We start from the raw sequence: 17,329 nt of genomic DNA, 5'->3' as shown, positions 1-17,329 counted from the left end.
AGCAATGCAATAGATGTCCACTGCCACACACGCCCATTTTGCCCAAACCCTGCTAAGCTGGTATGGCCGGCACAAGCGGTCTCTGCCCTGGCGCGACACCACAGACCCCTACTTTATATGGCTTTCCGAAGTGATTCTGCAGCAGACGCGGGTGGCGCAGGGCCTGCCCTATTACGAGCGGTTTGTAGCGGCCTACCCCACCGTGCAGGACCTGGCGGCGGCCCCGCAGGACGAGGTGCTGCGGCTGTGGCAGGGGCTCGGCTACTATTCCAGGGCCCGCAACATGCACCACACCGCCCAACTGGTGGCGGAAAAGTATGGCGGCAACTTCCCGGACAAGTATGAGGAGCTGATCAAGCTGAAGGGCGTAGGCAGCTACACAGCGGCGGCCATTGCGGCCTTTGCCTTCAAAGAGCAGGTGGCCGTGCTGGACGGTAACGTGTTCCGGGTGCTGGCGCGTGTGTTCGGCATCTCGGATGATATAGCTGCTCCCTCCTCCCGGAAAATTTTCCAGAAACTGGCCGATGAGCTGGTGCCCGCCGGAGAGCCGGATACCTACAATCAGGCCATCATGGAGTTCGGGGCCATCCAGTGCACGCCCCTTATGCCCGACTGCCTGTTCTGCCCGCTGCAGCAGAGTTGCTTTGCCTTTAACCACGGCATGGTGCAGGAGCTGCCGGTAAAATCGAAGGCAAAGGCGGCGCGGCCCCGCTTTTTCCACTACCTCGTGTTCGAGCTAAACGGCACCTTTTACCTGCGCAAGCGCCTGGAGGGCGATATCTGGCAGGGGCTCTACGACTTTTACCTTTATGAGAGCGACAGCAAGGACTTGCCCGGGGAGCAGCTGCTGCACGAGCTGCAGCAGGCCGGTGTGGCGGTGCAGGAGGCGCAGGTGCAGCCGCCCGCCAAAGACTACAAGCACATTCTCAGCCACCAGAAAATAAATGCGCGGTTTTACCGTATAAAACTCAAGGCATCGCTAAAAGCAGAGGTGCTTCAGGAAACAAGGTTGACTGCTTATAACGTTCAGGAAATCGAGGCTTTACCCAAACCAGTTTTAATCAATAGCTATTTGAAAGATGCTAAGATTTTAGTATATTTATAGGCTGAAACTTTTCTGGGGATAAAAGCATTCTAGTAGTTTCAGTAAAAGCCATATTTGCCTCCAGCTTGGTTGCTGGAGTAGCCCAATTCACGTTAATATTAGACAAAAAAGACATGGCAAGTGTAAACAAAGTAATCCTGATCGGAAACCTGGGCAAAGACCCGGAAGTACGTCACCTGGAAGGTGGAGTGGCTGTTGCCCGCTTCCCAATCGCTACTTCCGAGTCCTTTAAGGACAAAAACGGACAGAAGCAGGAGCGCACCGAGTGGCATAACATTGTGGTGTGGCGAGGCCTGGCCGAAGTGGCGGAAAAATACCTGCGCAAAGGCAACTCGGTGTTCATCGAGGGCAAGATCCGCACCAGCAACTACCAGGACAAAGACGGCGTGCAGCGCTACAGCACCGAGATCGTAGCCGATAACATGACCATGTTGGGCGGCCGCGGAGATAACAACGGCGGCGGCGACTACCAGGGAGGAGCTTCTGCTTCCTCAGCATCTGCGGCTACAAGCGGCGGAAACTACGGCGGTGGCGCCACGGCCAGCAAAGGCGGCAGCCCAGCCGGCGGGTTCCAGAGTGACGAGCCCGACGACCTGCCGTTCTAACCTATGTTTCATTAAACAGAACCATCTTGGAAAGTACAGATCCCGGAGACCCCCTGAGTTATAGTTTACTTCAACTTTTACAGAGTTCGTTAACGCAACTCAGGTTTGAATACCTGGCAGCCATAGCAGGCGGCCTGATCTTATTGCTGCTCTCGGCCCTGACCTCAGGTGCCGAGGCAGCTTTTTTCTCTCTTTCGGAGCAGGAACTGGAGCAGTGCAAGACAAGCAGGCGCCCCGCCGAGCAACGTGTGTACCGCCTCCTGCAGAATCCGCGCAAGCTTCTTACTACCATACTTATACTGAACAACGGCATCAACGTGACCATCATCACGCTGTTTGCCTACGTAGCCTGGCAGGTGTTCGGCACCATGGCCTTATCGGCAGGAAATCTGGCCGTGTGCATGCTGTTTGCCACCTTCTTCATCGTTTTTTGCGGGGAAGTGCTGCCAAAGGTATACGCCCAAAAGCACCGCATGCCGCTGGTGCGCCGCATGGCCGGCGTTTTAGATAGGCTGCAGGGCATCATGCGCCCTATCTCCTGGCTCCTTATCTCCATCAACGAGCACATCGAGCGCAAGTACATTATCCGGGGATACAACCATACTATAGAGGAGCTGCACCACAGCCTGGACGTGGCCCTGATTAACGCCGACACCTCGCCGGAAGAGCGCAAGATTTTGCGTGGCGTGGTGAACTTCGGCGCCATCTCCGTGAAGCAGATCATGCGGCCGCGCGTGGACATTGTGGCCTTCGACACCGCCATGACCCTGCCGGAACTCATGCCGCAGATCGTGGAGTGGGGCTATTCGCGGGTGCCTGTTTACACCGATAACACCGATCATATTGAGGGCATACTTTATGTGAAGGACCTGTTGCCCCACTTGGGCGCAGGCGCCGATTTTAACTGGCAGCAGCTGGTGCGCCCGCCCTTCTTCGTGCCGGAAACCAAGCGCATCGCCGACCTCTTCCAGGACTTTAAGGACAAGCACGTGCACATGGCCATCGTGGTGAACGAGTATGGCGGCACCATAGGCCTGCTTACGCTGGAGGATATTGTGGAGGAGATCGTGGGTGAGATCAACGATGAGTTTGACGACGACGATGACATCATTTACTCCCAACTCGACGAAAATACCTTTATCTTTGATGGCAAGACCTCGCTGCACGACTTCTGTAAGATAGCGGAGGTGCCTTTTGACATCTTTGACGAGGTGAAGGGCGAAAACGAGACGGTGGCCGGCCTGGTGCTGGCGCTGTTCTCACGGATACCGCGGGTGGGCGAAGACGTAGCCTATGGCCGCTTCCACTTCACGGTTGAGTCGGCGGACACGAAGCGCGTAAAACGAGTAAAGATCAATGTCGCAAGCAAGAAAGAACAGTACCATAAAGTTAGTTAGCCTGAAGGCCTTTATGTGGGTAGCCCTTGCCGCCGGCGCAGTGGCCTGCAGCAGCGCAGACTACACGCCCAAGCCCAAAGGCTATAACCGCATCGACCTGCCGTCGCAAACCTACCAGCAGCTGCAGGAGGCGCACCCCTATACGTTTGAGTACTCGCAGCACGCCAAGATCCGCCCCGACTCTTCCGGCATTGCGCAGCCGCACTGGATCAACATCATCTACCCGAGCCTGGGGGCCAACGTGCAGCTAACGTATAAGGCACTGGGGAATGACCCTAAAAAGCTGAACGATTTGGTGGAGGATGCCCGCAAGCTGACTGCCAAGCACCAGATTAAGGCTTACGCCATCGAAGAGGCAGAGATAAAGATCCCTACCGGTGATGTGGCCGCGGTTTTTGAGCTGGAGGGCGAGGTGCCCAGCCAGTTCCAGTTCTACGTAACCGACTCCACCGAAAACTTCCTGCGCGGGGCTTTATACTTTAGAACCGCCACCCAGAACGACTCGCTTGCCCCGGTGATCGAGTTTGTGAAGAAGGATATTATCCATTTGCTGAATACCCTGGAGTGGAAGGAAATGTAGTTGTTGGTTGGTACTTGGTAATTGTTTGATTAACAAGTATAAAATAAAGACCTCGAAGCGTGCGCAGCTCCTGCGAGCGTCTGGAAAAGCAACAGCCCCTGAAGCAAAGTATACTTCAGGGGCTGTTGCTTTTTATACTTTGTATACTGTTCTGGAGCCAAAGTGAGGAGTTCTATATCTACTTCTTCAAAAGTATGAGTTTCATTTCTGCGGCTATCGTGCGGACAGGTCGCGACCTGTCCCTACAAAGTATACCCCCTGGCCCCTTTTCACCCCACTCCAACCCTCCCCTTTTATCGAGGGCCCCTACCCCCAGAACAGGGGAGGGAGTTATACTTGCTACTTTCCCTGTCATCTCGAGCAGCGCGAGAGATCTAAACAGAATTCTAAAGAGATCTCTCACTACGTTCGAGATGACAGTAAGGGCAGAAGCTATCGAAAACAGATCCCAGCCTTTGGGTTGATCGCCTTGTGAGATCCGGTGCTCAACTTGTTGAGCAGCCGTAGCGCAGCGGAGGCAGGAGGGAACACAGCGCGATGCCCGAAGGCGAGCCCTCTCGGGCTTGAGAGCACCAAAGCCAGAGATGCAACAGTAGGTTTGTAAATCTGGAGGATGAACAATCGCTAGTAAGTATAGCTTGGTTCAAGTAGATGGAAGCCATGGCTATGGCTAAGGAAGTATAGCCAAAGTATAAAGAGGCACAAGCGGACGCTTGCGCCAGAGAAGGTATGAAGTATAGCAGAAGTATAAAGTATGGCTTTTCAAGCCAGTTGGGTTGCAAACCCAACATCATAGTAGGCACGAGTTGCAAACTCGCGCCAGTAGTTGGCATCGCCAGGCAAGTATAAAGTATAGCCCATATTTAAAGTATGCCTAAAGTATAATTACCAAGTATAAAGCCCCGCCAGCATTTACTCCTGTCGGGGCTTTTGCTTATTTTTGTACTTTGTACTACTTGCCATACTTTCATCCGATAGCAAGCCAATGACTGGGAGCAACTTCTTCAACACCAAAATAGAATTCCTGAAGGGCGTGGGGCCGATGCGGGCGGAGCTGTTGCAGAAAGAACTCAGCATCTTCACCTACGGCGACCTGATCCAGCACTACCCTTTCCGCTACCTCGACCGCACGCAGTTTTATAAAGTGGCCGAGCTGGACGAGAGCATGCCCTACGTACAAGTGCGCGGCCGCATCCGGGGAAAAGAGGTGATTGGCGAAGGCCGAAAACAGCGACTGGCAGCCACCTTGGTAGACGAAAACGGCGACCAGCTGGAACTGGTGTGGTTTAAGGGTGTGAAGTGGATGGAGAAATCGCTGAAGAACCATACCGACTACATTGTGTTTGGCAAGCCTACCGAGTTCAACGGCAGGTTCAGCATGGCCCACCCGGAGCTGGAGGAACTGGCCGAGGAGAAGCAAACAACCTCTTTCCTGCAGCCGGTTTACAACACCACCGAAAAGCTCAAAGCCCACCGCATCGACAGCAAGGTAATAGCTAAAATGATGGAGCATTTGCTGAAGGTGGCGCTACCACAGGTGCAGGAATCGCTGTCTCCGGAGCTGATCGAGACGTATAAGCTGATGGACAAGCGCAGTGCTTATGCCAATATTCACTTCCCAGAGTCGGCCGACAAGTATAACAAAGCCAAGTTCAGGCTGAAGTTCGAGGAGCTTTTTTACATACAGCTGCGCCTGTTCCGTCAGAAGGTGGTGCGCAAGGCTGACCTGAAGGGCCAGGTGTTTAACCAGGTGCCCACGCTCAATGAGTTCTATAAAAACCACATGACCTTCGACCTGACAGGCGCGCAGAAGCGGGTGGTGAAGGAAATTTATGGCGATTTAACGGCGGGCAAGCAGATGAACCGCCTGCTGCAGGGCGACGTGGGCTCGGGCAAAACTATCGTGGCCTTTATTACGATGCTGATTGCCGCCGACAACGGGGCGCAGTCGGTGCTGATGGCGCCTACCGAAATCCTGGCCGACCAGCATTACGTAGGCCTGAGAGCTTTTGCCGACAGGTTAGGCATCAATCTGGGCAAACTCACCGGCTCCACCAAAGCCAAAGACCGCAAAGTGCTGCACGAGCAGCTGCGCTCCGGCGAGATGAAAATGATCGTGGGTACGCACGCTTTGCTGGAGGACGTGGTGCAGTTCCAGAACCTGGGCCTGTGCATCGTAGACGAGCAGCACCGCTTTGGCGTGGAGCAACGCTCCAAGCTATGGCGCAAAAACCCGCGCATCATCCCGCACGTGCTCGTGATGACGGCCACCCCTATTCCCCGCACACTGGCCATGACCCTGTACGGCGACCTGGATGTGTCGGTGATTGATGAAATGCCGGCCGGCCGTAAGGAGATCGTGACCGTACACCGCTTCGATTCGCACCGCTTGCGCGTGTTCCAGTTCGTTCGCGACCAGATAAAGCTGGGCCGCCAGGTATACATCGTGTACCCGCTCATCGAGGAGTCGGAGCAGATGGAGAACTACAAGGACCTGATGGATGGCTACGAAAGTATAAAACGTGCTTTCCCGGAGTACCAGGTAAGTATGGTGCACGGCAAACTGAAGTCGCAGGATAAGGATTACGAGATGCAGCGCTTCGTGAAGAACGAGACGCAGATTATGGTGGCCACCACCGTAATTGAGGTAGGTGTGAACGTGCCGAATGCCTCCGTGATGATCATTGAGAGTGCCGAGCGTTTTGGTTTGTCGCAGTTGCACCAGCTGCGCGGCCGCGTGGGCCGTGGTGCCGAACAGAGCTACTGTATCCTGATGACGGGCTACAAACTGAGCAAGGACAGCAAGACCCGCCTCGAGACGATGGTTCGCACCAACAACGGCTTCGAGATTGCAGACATCGACCTGAAACTGCGCGGCCCCGGCGATCTGATGGGAACGCAGCAAAGCGGTGTGCTCGACCTGCTCATCGCCGACCTGGCCAAAGATGCGCCTATACTTCAGGAGGCCCGTGCCGCCGCCCAACGCGTGCTGCACCAGGACCCACAGCTGGAGCAGCCGGAGCATGCCAACATCCGCCGCCACATCCAGTCGCTTAGCGCCAATACTGTTAATTGGAGCAGAATCAGCTAAGTTAGAAAGTTGGGGCTACTTAAACTTTGGTTCCACGCGAAACAATAGCAGAATGTGAATATTAAAGCTGTTTATACTTTAACGGAATGTAATAACTGTTCTCATACACCAGTTGGCTACTTAATCAATCTACTGCATGGTTAAAAAGATTTACAGAATCATTTTTCTTAGCTTCATCGCAGCTGGCTGCACTAACTCTAATGCACCGGAATCAAACAAGGCGGAAGAAGTAGGCTACACGATTGAGACGCGGGACATAGACAACTTCTGGGCCGCCTACGATAGCCTGGCAACCTCGACAGACAGTGCCAGAACCTTCCAGGAGTTCTACCTGGATAAGGCAAGCCCTTACTTCCAGGAGTTTCTCCGGGTAAGGAATTTCCGGGCGAAGGAATACGCGCACCTCGTCAGAACTATGCCTGAGTACTGGAAGACAATCAGGCCACTGACGGAAGACATTCAAAACAGGAAGTCAGAGTTAGGGCCGGCTTTCAATAAATTCAGGGAGCTTTATCCAGCCTTCAAGCAGCCAGACGTGTGTTTTGCCATTGGTGCTCTGCGGACTGGCGGAACAGTAACGAATGGCTTGATCCTTATCGGAGCAGAAATAGAAGCGGCAGATCAATCTGTAAACCTAAGTGAGTTTGAGAAGGGTAACTTTATCGGAACAGTCTTACAACACAAGACAGGGGATATTGTCGGCTTGGTTCTGCATGAAGCAGTGCACACGCAGCAGCTAGCCAGCGATGCCGAAGACAGTTCGCTGCTGAAAGAAGCTATTGAGGAAGGTGCCGCTGATTTCATTGCCTCACTCATTCTAAACAAGGTTACCTTAAGCAAGGCCATTTATGATTACGGAGTAGCGCACGAAAGGCAGTTATGGCAGGAGTTCTACGCAGATGTTAAAGCGGGAAAGCTTGTATCAGATACGGACTGGATGTATAACTACAGATCAAGCAGGCCGGCTGATCTAGGGTATTTCATTGGCTACAGGATATGTGAGGCCTACTACCATAAGGCGTCTGATAAAAAGCAGGCCATCGAAGAGATAATCATGATGAAGAACACCGAGGAATTTCTGTTAAAGAGCTGTTATACAGAGAAATTCGGTAGCTAAGCTGACACAAGAGCAGAGCGTCACCCACAACAAACACTCCACACCTCCGTTTTACCTCTACCAAAACCCAAACCACCCGTGAAAAAGCAGTTTATACTATACTTTATACTTCTGTGCCTGCTTTGCCTGCCGCAGGCTATACTTGCCCAGTCCAAAATCAGGGCAGCAGTAGACTTTAATTACCAGCCTAACCCGGAGGCCGACCATTACAACCAGCGCCTGCCGCACAAATCCATTTCGGTGGGGCAGAACGAGTTTATACTTTTAAACCGCCAGGGCGATGGTAAGTATACCGTGGAGAAGTATAACGCAGACCTGAAAAAGCTTTGGACGGCGGAGATACCCATGGCTGCGGGCGAGGAAGTGGATAGGTTTACGGCCGGACAAGAGGCGGCGCTGGTGGTAACGCACCTGCAAGAGGGCAAAATCCAGCTGCTGCACGCGCACCGCATCAACCTGAAAAATGGTAAAACGGAGAAGCCGGTACAACTGCTGGAGGCCCCGGCCAAAGGGCGCAGGGCCGGTGTGGCCGTGTCTGCCGATGGCTCGCAGGTGCTGGCATACCGTTTCCATACCGATAACAGCTTCCAGATACAACAAATCAGCGGCACGCTCTACAACGGCAGCCTGCAGAAGCAGCAGGACGTGAAGTATGATTTGAGCGATTTGCGCGGCATCCTGACAGCCGACATACAAGTGGGCAACGGCGGTGAGCAGTACGTAAACCTGATCTCGGACCAGATGAACCGCCTGAGCGTGCGCCAGTACAAGCCGGGCAGCAAAAAGGCGCAGGTGATGTCGGTGTTGGTAGGCGGCGTGTTTGACGGCAGGAAAGTATACATACGCGACACGCGCTTCGAGCTGATGCCGGACGGGCAAATGTATGGCGCCGTGCTGACAGCCGACGAGAAGACCGGCAGCTACTACAGCCTGAAAGCCGTGAAGTATGATTTTGAGCAGGAGGACATGCGCTTTGCCGAAGAGTATAAATTTACGCCGGAGTACGTGCAGAAGGTGAACGCGCTGGACAAGGCCAACAAAAGCAACAAACTGCAAGATATCTACCTGACCGACCTGCTGCTGACGCCGGAGAAGCAGCTGCTTATACTTGCAGAGAAGAAGTATACCGAGGGCGGTGAGGATGCGCCATACTTTGCCAAAGAGCTGCACCTGTTCGCCTACGATGAGTACATGACCTTCGACTGGAACTCCGTGCTGATGAAGCAACAACAGGCCCCGGCCTCCGAAGGCTTTACCAGTATCTCCTATAGCTCCTACCTCAGCGGCAACATGCTTAACCTGCTCACCCTGGAGGAACTCAACGGCAAGTATGATTTATACTTGCGCCAGATCAACACCAACGACGGAAGCGCCACTGCCCCGCAGGGCCTGCGCCTCAGCATCCCGAAAGATAAAAAATTGGCTTATGTGAAGGATTACACCACCTGGCTGGCCGATAAGAGCATCGTAACGGTACTGCGTGGCGGTAAAAAGGCAGACAAGCTGCAACTAAGCCGCATCGAAATAAAATAGTTACAGTTTTAACTGCTGCAGAAAGCGGGGCCGCCGTGACTCGCTTTTTTGCTTTTCCCGCATCTTGCGCGTAAAGGAGGTCAGCTGCAGCAGCATATGCGAGAAGCCGACGTAGTTCACAATATCCACATACATCCTGAACTCCTTGCGGGAGCCGTCCAGCACGCCCAGCTTATCCACCTTATAGGTATTCATGGCGGACCACGGCATCCAGCGCACCACTTTTTTATGGCGCAGCATGTAGCGGTTTATGGCTACCTCCAGTTGGTAGCACTTCAGCCTCTGGCGCAGCACCTGCCGCAGGTCGGCGGTTTTAAGAATGCGCTCGCCGGATAAAAGCACATCGCTGCGGTACCACTTCACAAACCAGGGCGAGTTGATGCGGCGCAGGATGATCATATCCACGGAATCATACTTCCGGTATGCCTGTAGGGCGGCCTCCAACTCATACTTCCGCAGGTCCTGCAGGTCGGCGTCCATCATCAGCAGCGCCTTGTGCCGCACGTACTTCAAGCCATACTTTATAGCAGCCGTTTTGCCCACATTCTGCAGCAGACGCACTACCTCCACTTCGGGCCAGTGCCGCTGTATAAAGTCTGCCGTACCATCCGTGGAGCCATCATCCACACAAATAACCTGGGAGATACAGGCTGTGCCAACGATTACATCCAGCACCCCGCCAATCCGCTCGCGCTCGTTAAAGCAAGGTATAAGGCAAGTCACGTTCATAGTTCTGTTTTGTACCATACTGCTGTTTCCCTAATACGTAAGATGCCTGCTACTATTACCGCTCCAAGTATAAAATTGATTAGAAATTTGCTTTTAATACCCCGATGTTCTCCCTTTTTTATACAAAAAAGGCTGCTACCTGGGGTAACAGCCTTTCGAACTATAAATGGTCAGAAATTAATACACATACTCGTTTGCCTCGATCAGGGCGGCGGCGATGCGGCGGCGCGCTTCCTTGGTATTGTAGAGGTCTTTCTTCGTGAAGCGCTTCAGGCCCATGAACAGCAGGCGCTGCTCGTCGCCTTCCACCATAGACGCAATGGCTTCCTTGCCGGCCTTAAAGGCAGTGTCCACGGCATCGCTCACGGTTACCCGCACGACATCGATCTGGTTGGCTACGGCCTCCTCACCTTTTTGGCCTACCAGCTTCTCTACGCGCAGCAGCGCAGACTCCGCCACATAGGTTTTGATGGCCATGTCGGCGATGTTCATCAGGATCTCCTGCTCTTTGGCCAGCGAGTCCATGTACTTCTGCACCGCCGTACCGGCCACCATCAGGATGGCCTTCTTCAGGTTGCGGATGGCTTTATGCTCTGCCGCGAAAAGGCCTTCCTCCTCCTCCCCGAAATCCGGAATAGCCATCAGTTCCTGCTGCACCGCCTGGGCCGGCCCCATCAGGTCCAGTTCGCCTTTCATGGCTTTTTTCAGGATCATGTCTACCGTTAGCATGCGGTTGATCTCGTTGGTACCCTCGAAGATGCGGTTGATGCGGGAGTCGCGGTAGGCGCGGTCCATGGGGTAATCGGCCGAGAAGCCATAGCCACCGTAGATCTGCACGCCCTCGTCCACCACGTAATCCAGCACCTCAGAGCTCTCTACTTTCAGCATGGCGGCCTCCACGGCAAACTCGCGGGCAGCACCCAGCAGCGCCTCGTTCTCGTTTGCTCCATTGGCCATCAACTCCTGCTCCTTGCGGTAAATATCCATCCCGCAACGATACAAAGCCGACTCCACCGCATAAATGCGGATTGCCTGCTCGGCTAGTTTATACTTAATAGCACCGAACTTAGAGATAGGCAGCTTGAACTGGTGGCGCTCGTTGGCATACTTCACCGACAGGTCGGCCACTTTTTTAGCCGCGCCCAGCGTAGCAGCGCCCAGTTTAATTCGGCCGATGTTGAGGATGTTGAAGGCAATCAGGTGACCCTTGCCGATCTCGCCCAGCACGTTCTCCTTCGGCACCTCGCAGTCCTCGAAGAACACCTGGCGGGTGGAGGAACCCTTGATGCCCATTTTGTGCTCCTCGTTACCCAGGCTCAGGCCTTTAGAGCCTTTATCCACAATAAAGCCCGTGAACTTGTCCCCATCCACCTGCGCAAAAACGATGAACACATCGGCAAAGCCAGCATTTGTGATCCACATTTTCTGGCCGTTCAGGACGTAGTGCGTGCCTGCGTCGTTTAGTACGGCTTTGGTTTTAGCCGCGAGCGCGTCAGAGCCGGAACCTGGCTCCGTCAGGCAGTAAGCCGACATCCACTCGCCGCTCACCAGTTTCGGGATATACTTGTTCTTCTGCTCCTCGGTGCCAAAGTATAAAATGGGCAAGGTACCGATACCGGTGTGCGCCGCAAAGGCCACGGGGAACGAGTGTCCACCGCCCACGGCCTCCGTTACCAGCAGCGAGGTGTTGAAGTCCATGTTCAGGCCTCCGTACTGCTCCGGAATAGACACGGCAAACAGCCCCAGCTCTCCGGCTTTCTTCATCAGCCCCTCCATCAGGCCTTCCTCGTGGTTGTCGAGGCGGTCCAGCAGCGGGTATACTTCCTCGCGCACAAAATCCTTGCAGGTTTGCGCCATCATCAGCTGCTCTTCGTTAAAATCGGCAGGTATAAATACATCCTGCGGGTCTGTTTCCTTTATCAGGAACTCCCCGCCCTGGATAGTTGTAGTTTTAGTTGCGTTTTCCATGTTTTTTTGATTTTTATTTTTTCGTATCATGTATCACGTATCAAGACACACGACTTTAAAATTTGTTGATTAGACCATTCAGCATCTTTTGCACACCTGATAGCTGCTGCATTAGCTTCTCGTTGTCGGCTTCCGTTACAAACCCAAAAGCTTCCGCTAAGATCATCTGAGTTTCAACTTCAAAAGCCGATCCTAAGGCTATTTTCAGAAACTGTGCAAACTCTTTATTAGAACCTCTACCAGCTCCCTCCGCTATGTTTGAAGGAATTGACACGGCTGCACGATTGACTTGGGACTTCAAGCCGTACTTTTCATCTGCCGGAAAATTTGCTGTTATTATATAGACAGACTTAGCAAGTTCAATCGCTTCTTTCCATACTCTCAATTCCTTAAAATTGTGCATAAACAGAAGTCGTGATTCGTGTGTCGTGATACGTGATACGCTATTTCAGTAATTCGAACACGCCGGCTACACCCTGTCCACCGCCTACGCAGGCAGTCACCATGCCATACTTGCCGCCGGTGCGGCGCAGGTCGCTGAAGAGCTGCACGCTTAGCTTGGCGCCGGAGCAGCCCAGCGGGTGACCGAGCGCAATGGCGCCGCCGTTGATGTTCAGCTTATCCGGGTCGAAGTCGAGGTGGCGCATCACGGCGATAGACTGGGCTGCAAAAGCTTCGTTCATCTCGATCAGGTCGATGTCGTTCAGCGTCATCCCTGCCTGTTTCAACGCCTTCGGAACGGCCGCGATCGGGCCCATACCCATGACGCGCGGGTCTACGCCACCGGTGCCGTAACTCACCAGGCGCGCAATCGGCTCCAGGTCCAGTTCTTTCACCATGCGCTCACTCATCACGATCACAAAGGCAGCACCATCCGAAGTCTGAGAAGAGTTACCGGCCGTTACCGTTCCGCCTGCCGCAAACACCGGCTTCAGGCGGGCCAGGGCCTCCAGAGAGGTGTCAGCACGCGGGCCTTCATCGGTATCTACCACATACGTGCGGGTCTTCTTTTTGCCGTTCTCGTCCAGGTACGTCTCCTCTACCGTTACCGGCACGATCTGGTCTTTGAAATAACCGTTCTGGATGGCATTGATGGCCCGCTGGTGCGATTTAAAGGCAAACGCATCCTGGTCTTCACGTGAAACATTGTAATCGGCAGCCACCGCCTCAGCCGTTAAGCCCATGCTCAGGTACCAGTCGGGGTTGTTTTTGGCGATCTTGTAATTAGGCACGGTTTTCCAGCCAGCCGTAGGCACCAGCGACATAGACTCCGTGCCACCTGCCACGATGCAATCAGCCATACCGGCCGAAATACGGTTTGCGGCTATGGCGATGGTTTCCAGGCCAGAACCGCAGTAGCGGTTTACCGTCATACCAGAAACCGACATCGGCAGCGCCAGTAACGAAATCATACGTCCGATCTGCAGGCCCTGCTCGGCTTCCGGAACCGCGTTCCCCACGATCAGGTCGTCCACCCGCTCCGGGTCAAGGGCAGGCACAGAGGCCATTACATGTTTGATGACGTCAGCGGCCAGGTCATCAGGTCTGGTGAACCGGAATCCGCCACGGCCGGCTTTCCCAACGGCGCTACGAAATCCGGCTACGATATAGGCATTGTTCATTTTGATGCTCTTTTATAGTTTATACTATCAGCTATACTTTCAATTTTCTTCTGTCATTCCTCAGGATCTTGCTTATTTATGGTTGCTGTTCCGGATTTGCAATCCGGAACTCGGGTAACTGCGGATTTGTAATCCGCCTGCCTGTTAATAGCTACTGCTTAACCTATTGCGGATTACAAATCCGCGGCTATTATACTTTCGGATTGCAAATCCGAAAGAGCATACTGAGGCTTACCCTTCAACCAAGATTCTTTCAGGATGACAAAGAACAAGTAAAGTATGAATGGCGGTCATTTAGCTCCCACTCATACTTTCTAAAACATTAATTCCGCAGCGGCTTGCCTGTGGTCAGGATGCTTTGGATACGCTCCAACGTTTTACGCTCGCCTGTCAGCGACAGGAAGGCCTCACGCTCCAGGTCCAGCAGGTACTGCTCGCTTACCTCCGTTGGGGCCGACAGATCGCCACCGCACATCACATAGGCCAACTTCTGCGAGATCTTCAGGTCATGCTCCGACATGTAGCGGCCGGTCATCATGGCGTTGGCACCCGTCAGGAACATGCCCAGCGCACTGCGGCCCTGCACTTTAATGTTCGTGCGCTGCACCGGCTTGGTGTACCCAGCCTCCGCTAAAAGTATAGCCTGCGCTTTGGCATCGGCAATCTGGCGGTTGCTGTTGATGGAAATGCCATCGCTTGCACGCATATAGCCTAAATCGATCGCTTCTTTGGCAGAAGTAGAAACCTTTGCCATACCGATGTTCAGAAACACGTTCTTCAGGTCGTTCAGCTCTATGTCGCCATCAGCATACATATCAGCCGCGCGCAGCGTCATCTCCTTGGTACCGCCACCGCCTGGGATCAGGCCCACGCCAAACTCCACCAGGCCCATGTAAGTCTCGGCAGCTGCCTGGATGTGGTCCACATGCAGGTTCAGCTCGCAGCCGCCGCCCAGCGTTAAACCATGCGGCGCACCTACTACCGGTATAGCCGAGTAGCGCATGCGCATCATCGTGTTCTGGAACTGGCGGATGATCATGTTCAGCTCATCGTAATCCTGGTCCAGCGCATACATGTAGATTAGGCCCACGTTGGCACCGGCAGAGAAATTGGCTCCCTGGTTACCCACAACCATCCCGCGGAAATCTTTCTCGGCCAATTCTATCCCTTTGTTCAGGGCTTGAATCACATCGCCGCCCATGGTGTTCATCTTGGTGTGGAACTCCACGTTCAGGATGCCATCGCCCAGGTCCGTTATAGTGGCGCCGGTGTTTTTCCAGATGACGTTGTTGCCACGCAGGTTATCCAGTATAATGAAGTTCTCGGCACCCGGGATGGTTTTGTATTCTTTGCTCTGGATGTCGTAGTAGCGGCGCTGGCCGTTCTCCACGACGTAAAAGGACTCTTTGCCATGCTCCAGCATCTCCTCTACCCAACGGGCAGGCTCATATCCGGCTTCGATCATGCGCTGCACGCCTTCACGGGCGCCAATGCCATCCCAGTACTCAAACGGACCAAGCTCCCAGCCAAAGCCGGCACGCATGGCATCGTCTATTCTGTAAAGCTCGTCTGAGATCTCGGGGATGCGGTTGCTCACATACTGGAACAGACCGTAAAGCGACTCATTAAAGAATTGTGCGGCCTTATCTGTTTGCTTGGAGAAAGCCTTCACGCGCTTCTTCAGGTCTTCGATAGGCTTGAGCACTTCCAGGCTCTGGAACTTGGCGCGTTGCTTCGGGCCATATTCCAGCGTGTTCAGGTCCAGCGTCAGGATCTCGGTTTTGCCGCTCGCGTCTTTTGTCTTTTTGTAGAAGCCCTGGCCGGTCTTATCACCCAGCCATTTGTTCTCGACCATTTTCTGCAGGTAGCCCGGCAACTGGAACAGCTCCCGCGACTCATCCTTATCACCCGTCTGGTAAAGCCCGTTCGCTACATTAGCCAGCGTATCCAGACCAACCACATCCAGCGTTCTGAACGTGGCTGACTTCGGGCGGCCGATGATCGGACCGGAGATACGGTCCACCTCGTCCACATTCAGGCCCAGTTTGTTCATTACCTGCAGGCCCTGCATGATGGCGTAGATGCCTACGCGGTTGGCGATAAAGGCCGGCGTGTCTTTTGCTAGCACGGTAGTCTTGCCCAAGTATAAATCGCCGTAGTGCATCAGGAAATCCACCACAGCCGGATCGGTTTCTGGCGTAGGAATAATTTCGAGAAGCTTCAGGTAGCGTGGCGGGTTAAAGAAGTGCGTGCCGCAAAAGTGCTTCCTAAAATCGTCGGAGCGGCCCTCCAGCATCAGGTGGATCGGAATGCCCGAGGTGTTGGAGGTGATGAGCGTGCCCGGCTTGCGGTGCTGCTCCACCTGGTCGTACACCAGTTTCTTTATCTTCAGGTTCTCCACCACCACTTCAATGGTCCAGTCGGCGGTGGCGATGTCCTTCATGTTGTCTTCGAAGTTACCGGTCTGGATCAGGCGCGCATCGGACTTGCGGTAGAGCGGCGACGGATTTGATTTGATGGCCGCATCCAGCGAGCCGTTCACGATGCGGTTGCGCACGGCTTTGCTTTCCAGCGTCAGGCCCTTCTTTTCCTCGTCCGGCGTCAGCTCTTTGGGTACAATGTCGAGCAGCAGCACCTGCACCCCGATGTTGGCGAAGTGGCAGGCAATACGCGAGCCCATCACCCCCGAGCCAAGTACGGCTACTTTCTTGATTATTCTTTTCATAGAATGGCGATAGTTGTCTATGGGTTAAAAGATTTCTTTATTATCGATCATGCCAAGTATGCGGCCGCACACGTTAAAAAACACGTCCAGCTGCTCCTCCGGTATTTGCTCGCGCACCTTGTGGTTAAACTGCTTCACCGTTTGCCGCGATATCTCCTTTTTCTCCAGCCCTTTCTCCGTCAGGAAAATGCGCACCAGGCGCTTATCGTTCGGGTCGGATACTTTGTAGATCAGCTGCTTCTCCTCCATACTTTTGAGGATGCGGGTAAGGCTGCGAGCCTCCAGCCCCAGCAGGGGAGCGATTTTGGTGGCGGGCGTGCCTCGCTCCTGGTCTATGTTCAGCAGTACAAAGCCTATGGACGTGGTGATATCTGCCTTGGCCGCCTCGGTATTATACATACGCGAGATGGCGTGCCAACACACTTTAAAGTTATAGTCTACTGTTTCTTCCGGTCTCATCATTTACAGTGGTGTATACCAAATATAGGCAAATTTGTTATGCTTGCATACCTTTTTGAGAAAAAATTTCTACTAGGATACTGAAGCAACAGCTGGGGGTAATATTATAGAGGTTGCAGGTATAGTTATACTACAAACTGGCAGATGGGATTTGCCATACTTGGAGAAAGTATGGAATGGGCAAGAAAAAGCCCTTCCCGGTGATGGAAAGGGCTTTAGAGAAGGAGATTTATACTTTCAGCTGTGTAGAAAGCCGAAGAGGAGTAGATAAACAACATCATCCTGAAAGAACCCTGGCAGAAGTACAACCTCCCTTCCAACCAGGATCCAACCAGGATCCTTTCAGGATGACAAATCAGGTTGCCGAAGTATAGACAGCCATTGTGGCTATTCATACT

The 17,329-nt window shown here is 53.5% G+C and carries 13 protein-coding genes; 7 read left to right on the top strand and 6 right to left on the bottom strand.

The features are described 5' to 3' along the window. Nucleotides 1-13 precede the first annotated feature (13 nt). The 7 genes from mutY (at nucleotide 14) to A3841_RS08185 (ending at nucleotide 9,428) form a co-directional block, all read left to right on the top strand. Nucleotides 14-1,105, top strand: coding sequence for an A/G-specific adenine glycosylase (gene mutY, locus A3841_RS08220; protein ID WP_073851804.1), 1,092 nt, complete (start codon nucleotides 14-16; stop codon nucleotides 1,103-1,105). A 113-nt stretch (nucleotides 1,106-1,218) separates the two neighbouring features. Beyond that, nucleotides 1,219-1,710, top strand: coding sequence for a single-stranded DNA-binding protein (locus A3841_RS08215; RefSeq protein WP_073851803.1), 492 nt, complete (start codon nucleotides 1,219-1,221; stop codon nucleotides 1,708-1,710). A 26-nt stretch (nucleotides 1,711-1,736) separates the two neighbouring features. Then, entirely contained in the window at nucleotides 1,737-3,107 is a 1,371-nt protein-coding gene (gldE, locus tag A3841_RS08210) for a gliding motility-associated protein GldE (RefSeq protein WP_235861327.1), read from the top strand. A gap of 13 nt (nucleotides 3,108-3,120) precedes the next feature. Then, nucleotides 3,121-3,687 (top strand): gliding motility lipoprotein GldD, encoded by a 567-nt coding sequence (gene gldD / locus A3841_RS08205; protein ID WP_073851802.1) that lies wholly within the window; start codon nucleotides 3,121-3,123, stop codon nucleotides 3,685-3,687. 985 nt (nucleotides 3,688-4,672) lie between these two features. Continuing rightward, nucleotides 4,673-6,778 carry an ATP-dependent DNA helicase RecG gene (gene recG, locus A3841_RS08195; protein WP_073851800.1) on the top strand — a complete coding sequence of 702 codons (2,106 nt, stop codon included), beginning with the start codon at nucleotides 4,673-4,675 and terminating at the stop codon, nucleotides 6,776-6,778. A 136-nt stretch (nucleotides 6,779-6,914) separates the two neighbouring features. Then, nucleotides 6,915-7,895 carry a gliding motility protein GldB-related protein gene (locus A3841_RS08190; protein WP_073851799.1) on the top strand — a complete coding sequence of 327 codons (981 nt, stop codon included), beginning with the start codon at nucleotides 6,915-6,917 and terminating at the stop codon, nucleotides 7,893-7,895. Between the two features lie 78 nt (nucleotides 7,896-7,973). Then, entirely contained in the window at nucleotides 7,974-9,428 is a 1,455-nt protein-coding gene (locus A3841_RS08185) for a hypothetical protein (protein ID WP_073851798.1), read from the top strand. Here A3841_RS08185 and A3841_RS08180 read toward each other — a convergent pair whose 3' ends face one another. The 6 genes from A3841_RS08180 to A3841_RS08155 all read right to left on the bottom strand — a co-directional run bounded on the left by A3841_RS08180 (nucleotide 9,429) and on the right by A3841_RS08155 (nucleotide 16,931). Beyond that, nucleotides 9,429-10,157 (bottom strand): glycosyltransferase family 2 protein, encoded by a 729-nt coding sequence (locus A3841_RS08180; protein ID WP_073851905.1) that lies wholly within the window; start codon nucleotides 10,155-10,157, stop codon nucleotides 9,429-9,431. A 177-nt stretch (nucleotides 10,158-10,334) separates the two neighbouring features. Beyond that, nucleotides 10,335-12,125, bottom strand: coding sequence for an acyl-CoA dehydrogenase family protein (locus A3841_RS08175; protein ID WP_073851904.1), 1,791 nt, complete (start codon nucleotides 12,123-12,125; stop codon nucleotides 10,335-10,337). Nucleotides 12,126-12,180: 55 nt separating this feature from the next. After that, nucleotides 12,181-12,528, bottom strand: a complete 348-nt coding sequence (locus A3841_RS08170) for a four helix bundle protein (RefSeq protein ID WP_073851797.1) — start codon at nucleotides 12,526-12,528, stop codon at nucleotides 12,181-12,183. 40 nt (nucleotides 12,529-12,568) lie between these two features. Further along, entirely contained in the window at nucleotides 12,569-13,747 is a 1,179-nt protein-coding gene (locus A3841_RS08165; protein ID WP_073851796.1) for a thiolase family protein, read from the bottom strand. Between the two features lie 322 nt (nucleotides 13,748-14,069). Beyond that, nucleotides 14,070-16,472 (bottom strand): 3-hydroxyacyl-CoA dehydrogenase/enoyl-CoA hydratase family protein, encoded by a 2,403-nt coding sequence (locus A3841_RS08160; RefSeq protein WP_073851795.1) that lies wholly within the window; start codon nucleotides 16,470-16,472, stop codon nucleotides 14,070-14,072. Nucleotides 16,473-16,496: 24 nt separating this feature from the next. Then, nucleotides 16,497-16,931, bottom strand: coding sequence for a MarR family winged helix-turn-helix transcriptional regulator (locus A3841_RS08155; RefSeq protein ID WP_073851903.1), 435 nt, complete (start codon nucleotides 16,929-16,931; stop codon nucleotides 16,497-16,499). Between the last annotated feature and the right edge of the window lie 398 nt (nucleotides 16,932-17,329).

The organism is Pontibacter flavimaris (genome assembly GCF_001907195.1).
In the GTDB taxonomy this organism is placed as follows: domain Bacteria; phylum Bacteroidota; class Bacteroidia; order Cytophagales; family Hymenobacteraceae; genus Pontibacter; species Pontibacter flavimaris.
The sequence above is the reverse complement of the archived record's forward strand: the minus strand, read 5'-3'. Positions and strand labels throughout refer to the sequence as shown.

Bases quoted from the DNA above. Each gene is read 5' to 3' on its own strand.
- A3841_RS08190 (WP_073851799.1), top strand. From the start codon at position 6,915: ATGGTTAAAAAGATTTACAGAATCATTTTTCTTAGCTTCATCGCAGCT.
- mutY (WP_073851804.1), top strand. From the start codon at position 14: ATGTCCACTGCCACACACGCCCATTTTGCCCAAACCCTGCTAAGCTGG.
- A3841_RS08165 (WP_073851796.1), bottom strand. From the start codon at position 13,747: ATGAACAATGCCTATATCGTAGCCGGATTTCGTAGCGCCGTTGGGAAA.
- recG (WP_073851800.1), top strand. From the start codon at position 4,673: ATGACTGGGAGCAACTTCTTCAACACCAAAATAGAATTCCTGAAGGGC.
- A3841_RS08170 (WP_073851797.1), bottom strand. From the start codon at position 12,528: ATGCACAATTTTAAGGAATTGAGAGTATGGAAAGAAGCGATTGAACTT.
- A3841_RS08215 (WP_073851803.1), top strand. From the start codon at position 1,219: ATGGCAAGTGTAAACAAAGTAATCCTGATCGGAAACCTGGGCAAAGAC.
- A3841_RS08160 (WP_073851795.1), bottom strand. From the start codon at position 16,472: ATGAAAAGAATAATCAAGAAAGTAGCCGTACTTGGCTCGGGGGTGATG.
- gldD (WP_073851802.1), top strand. From the start codon at position 3,121: ATGTGGGTAGCCCTTGCCGCCGGCGCAGTGGCCTGCAGCAGCGCAGAC.
- A3841_RS08180 (WP_073851905.1), bottom strand. From the start codon at position 10,157: ATGAACGTGACTTGCCTTATACCTTGCTTTAACGAGCGCGAGCGGATT.
- A3841_RS08175 (WP_073851904.1), bottom strand. From the start codon at position 12,125: ATGGAAAACGCAACTAAAACTACAACTATCCAGGGCGGGGAGTTCCTG.
- A3841_RS08155 (WP_073851903.1), bottom strand. From the start codon at position 16,931: ATGAGACCGGAAGAAACAGTAGACTATAACTTTAAAGTGTGTTGGCAC.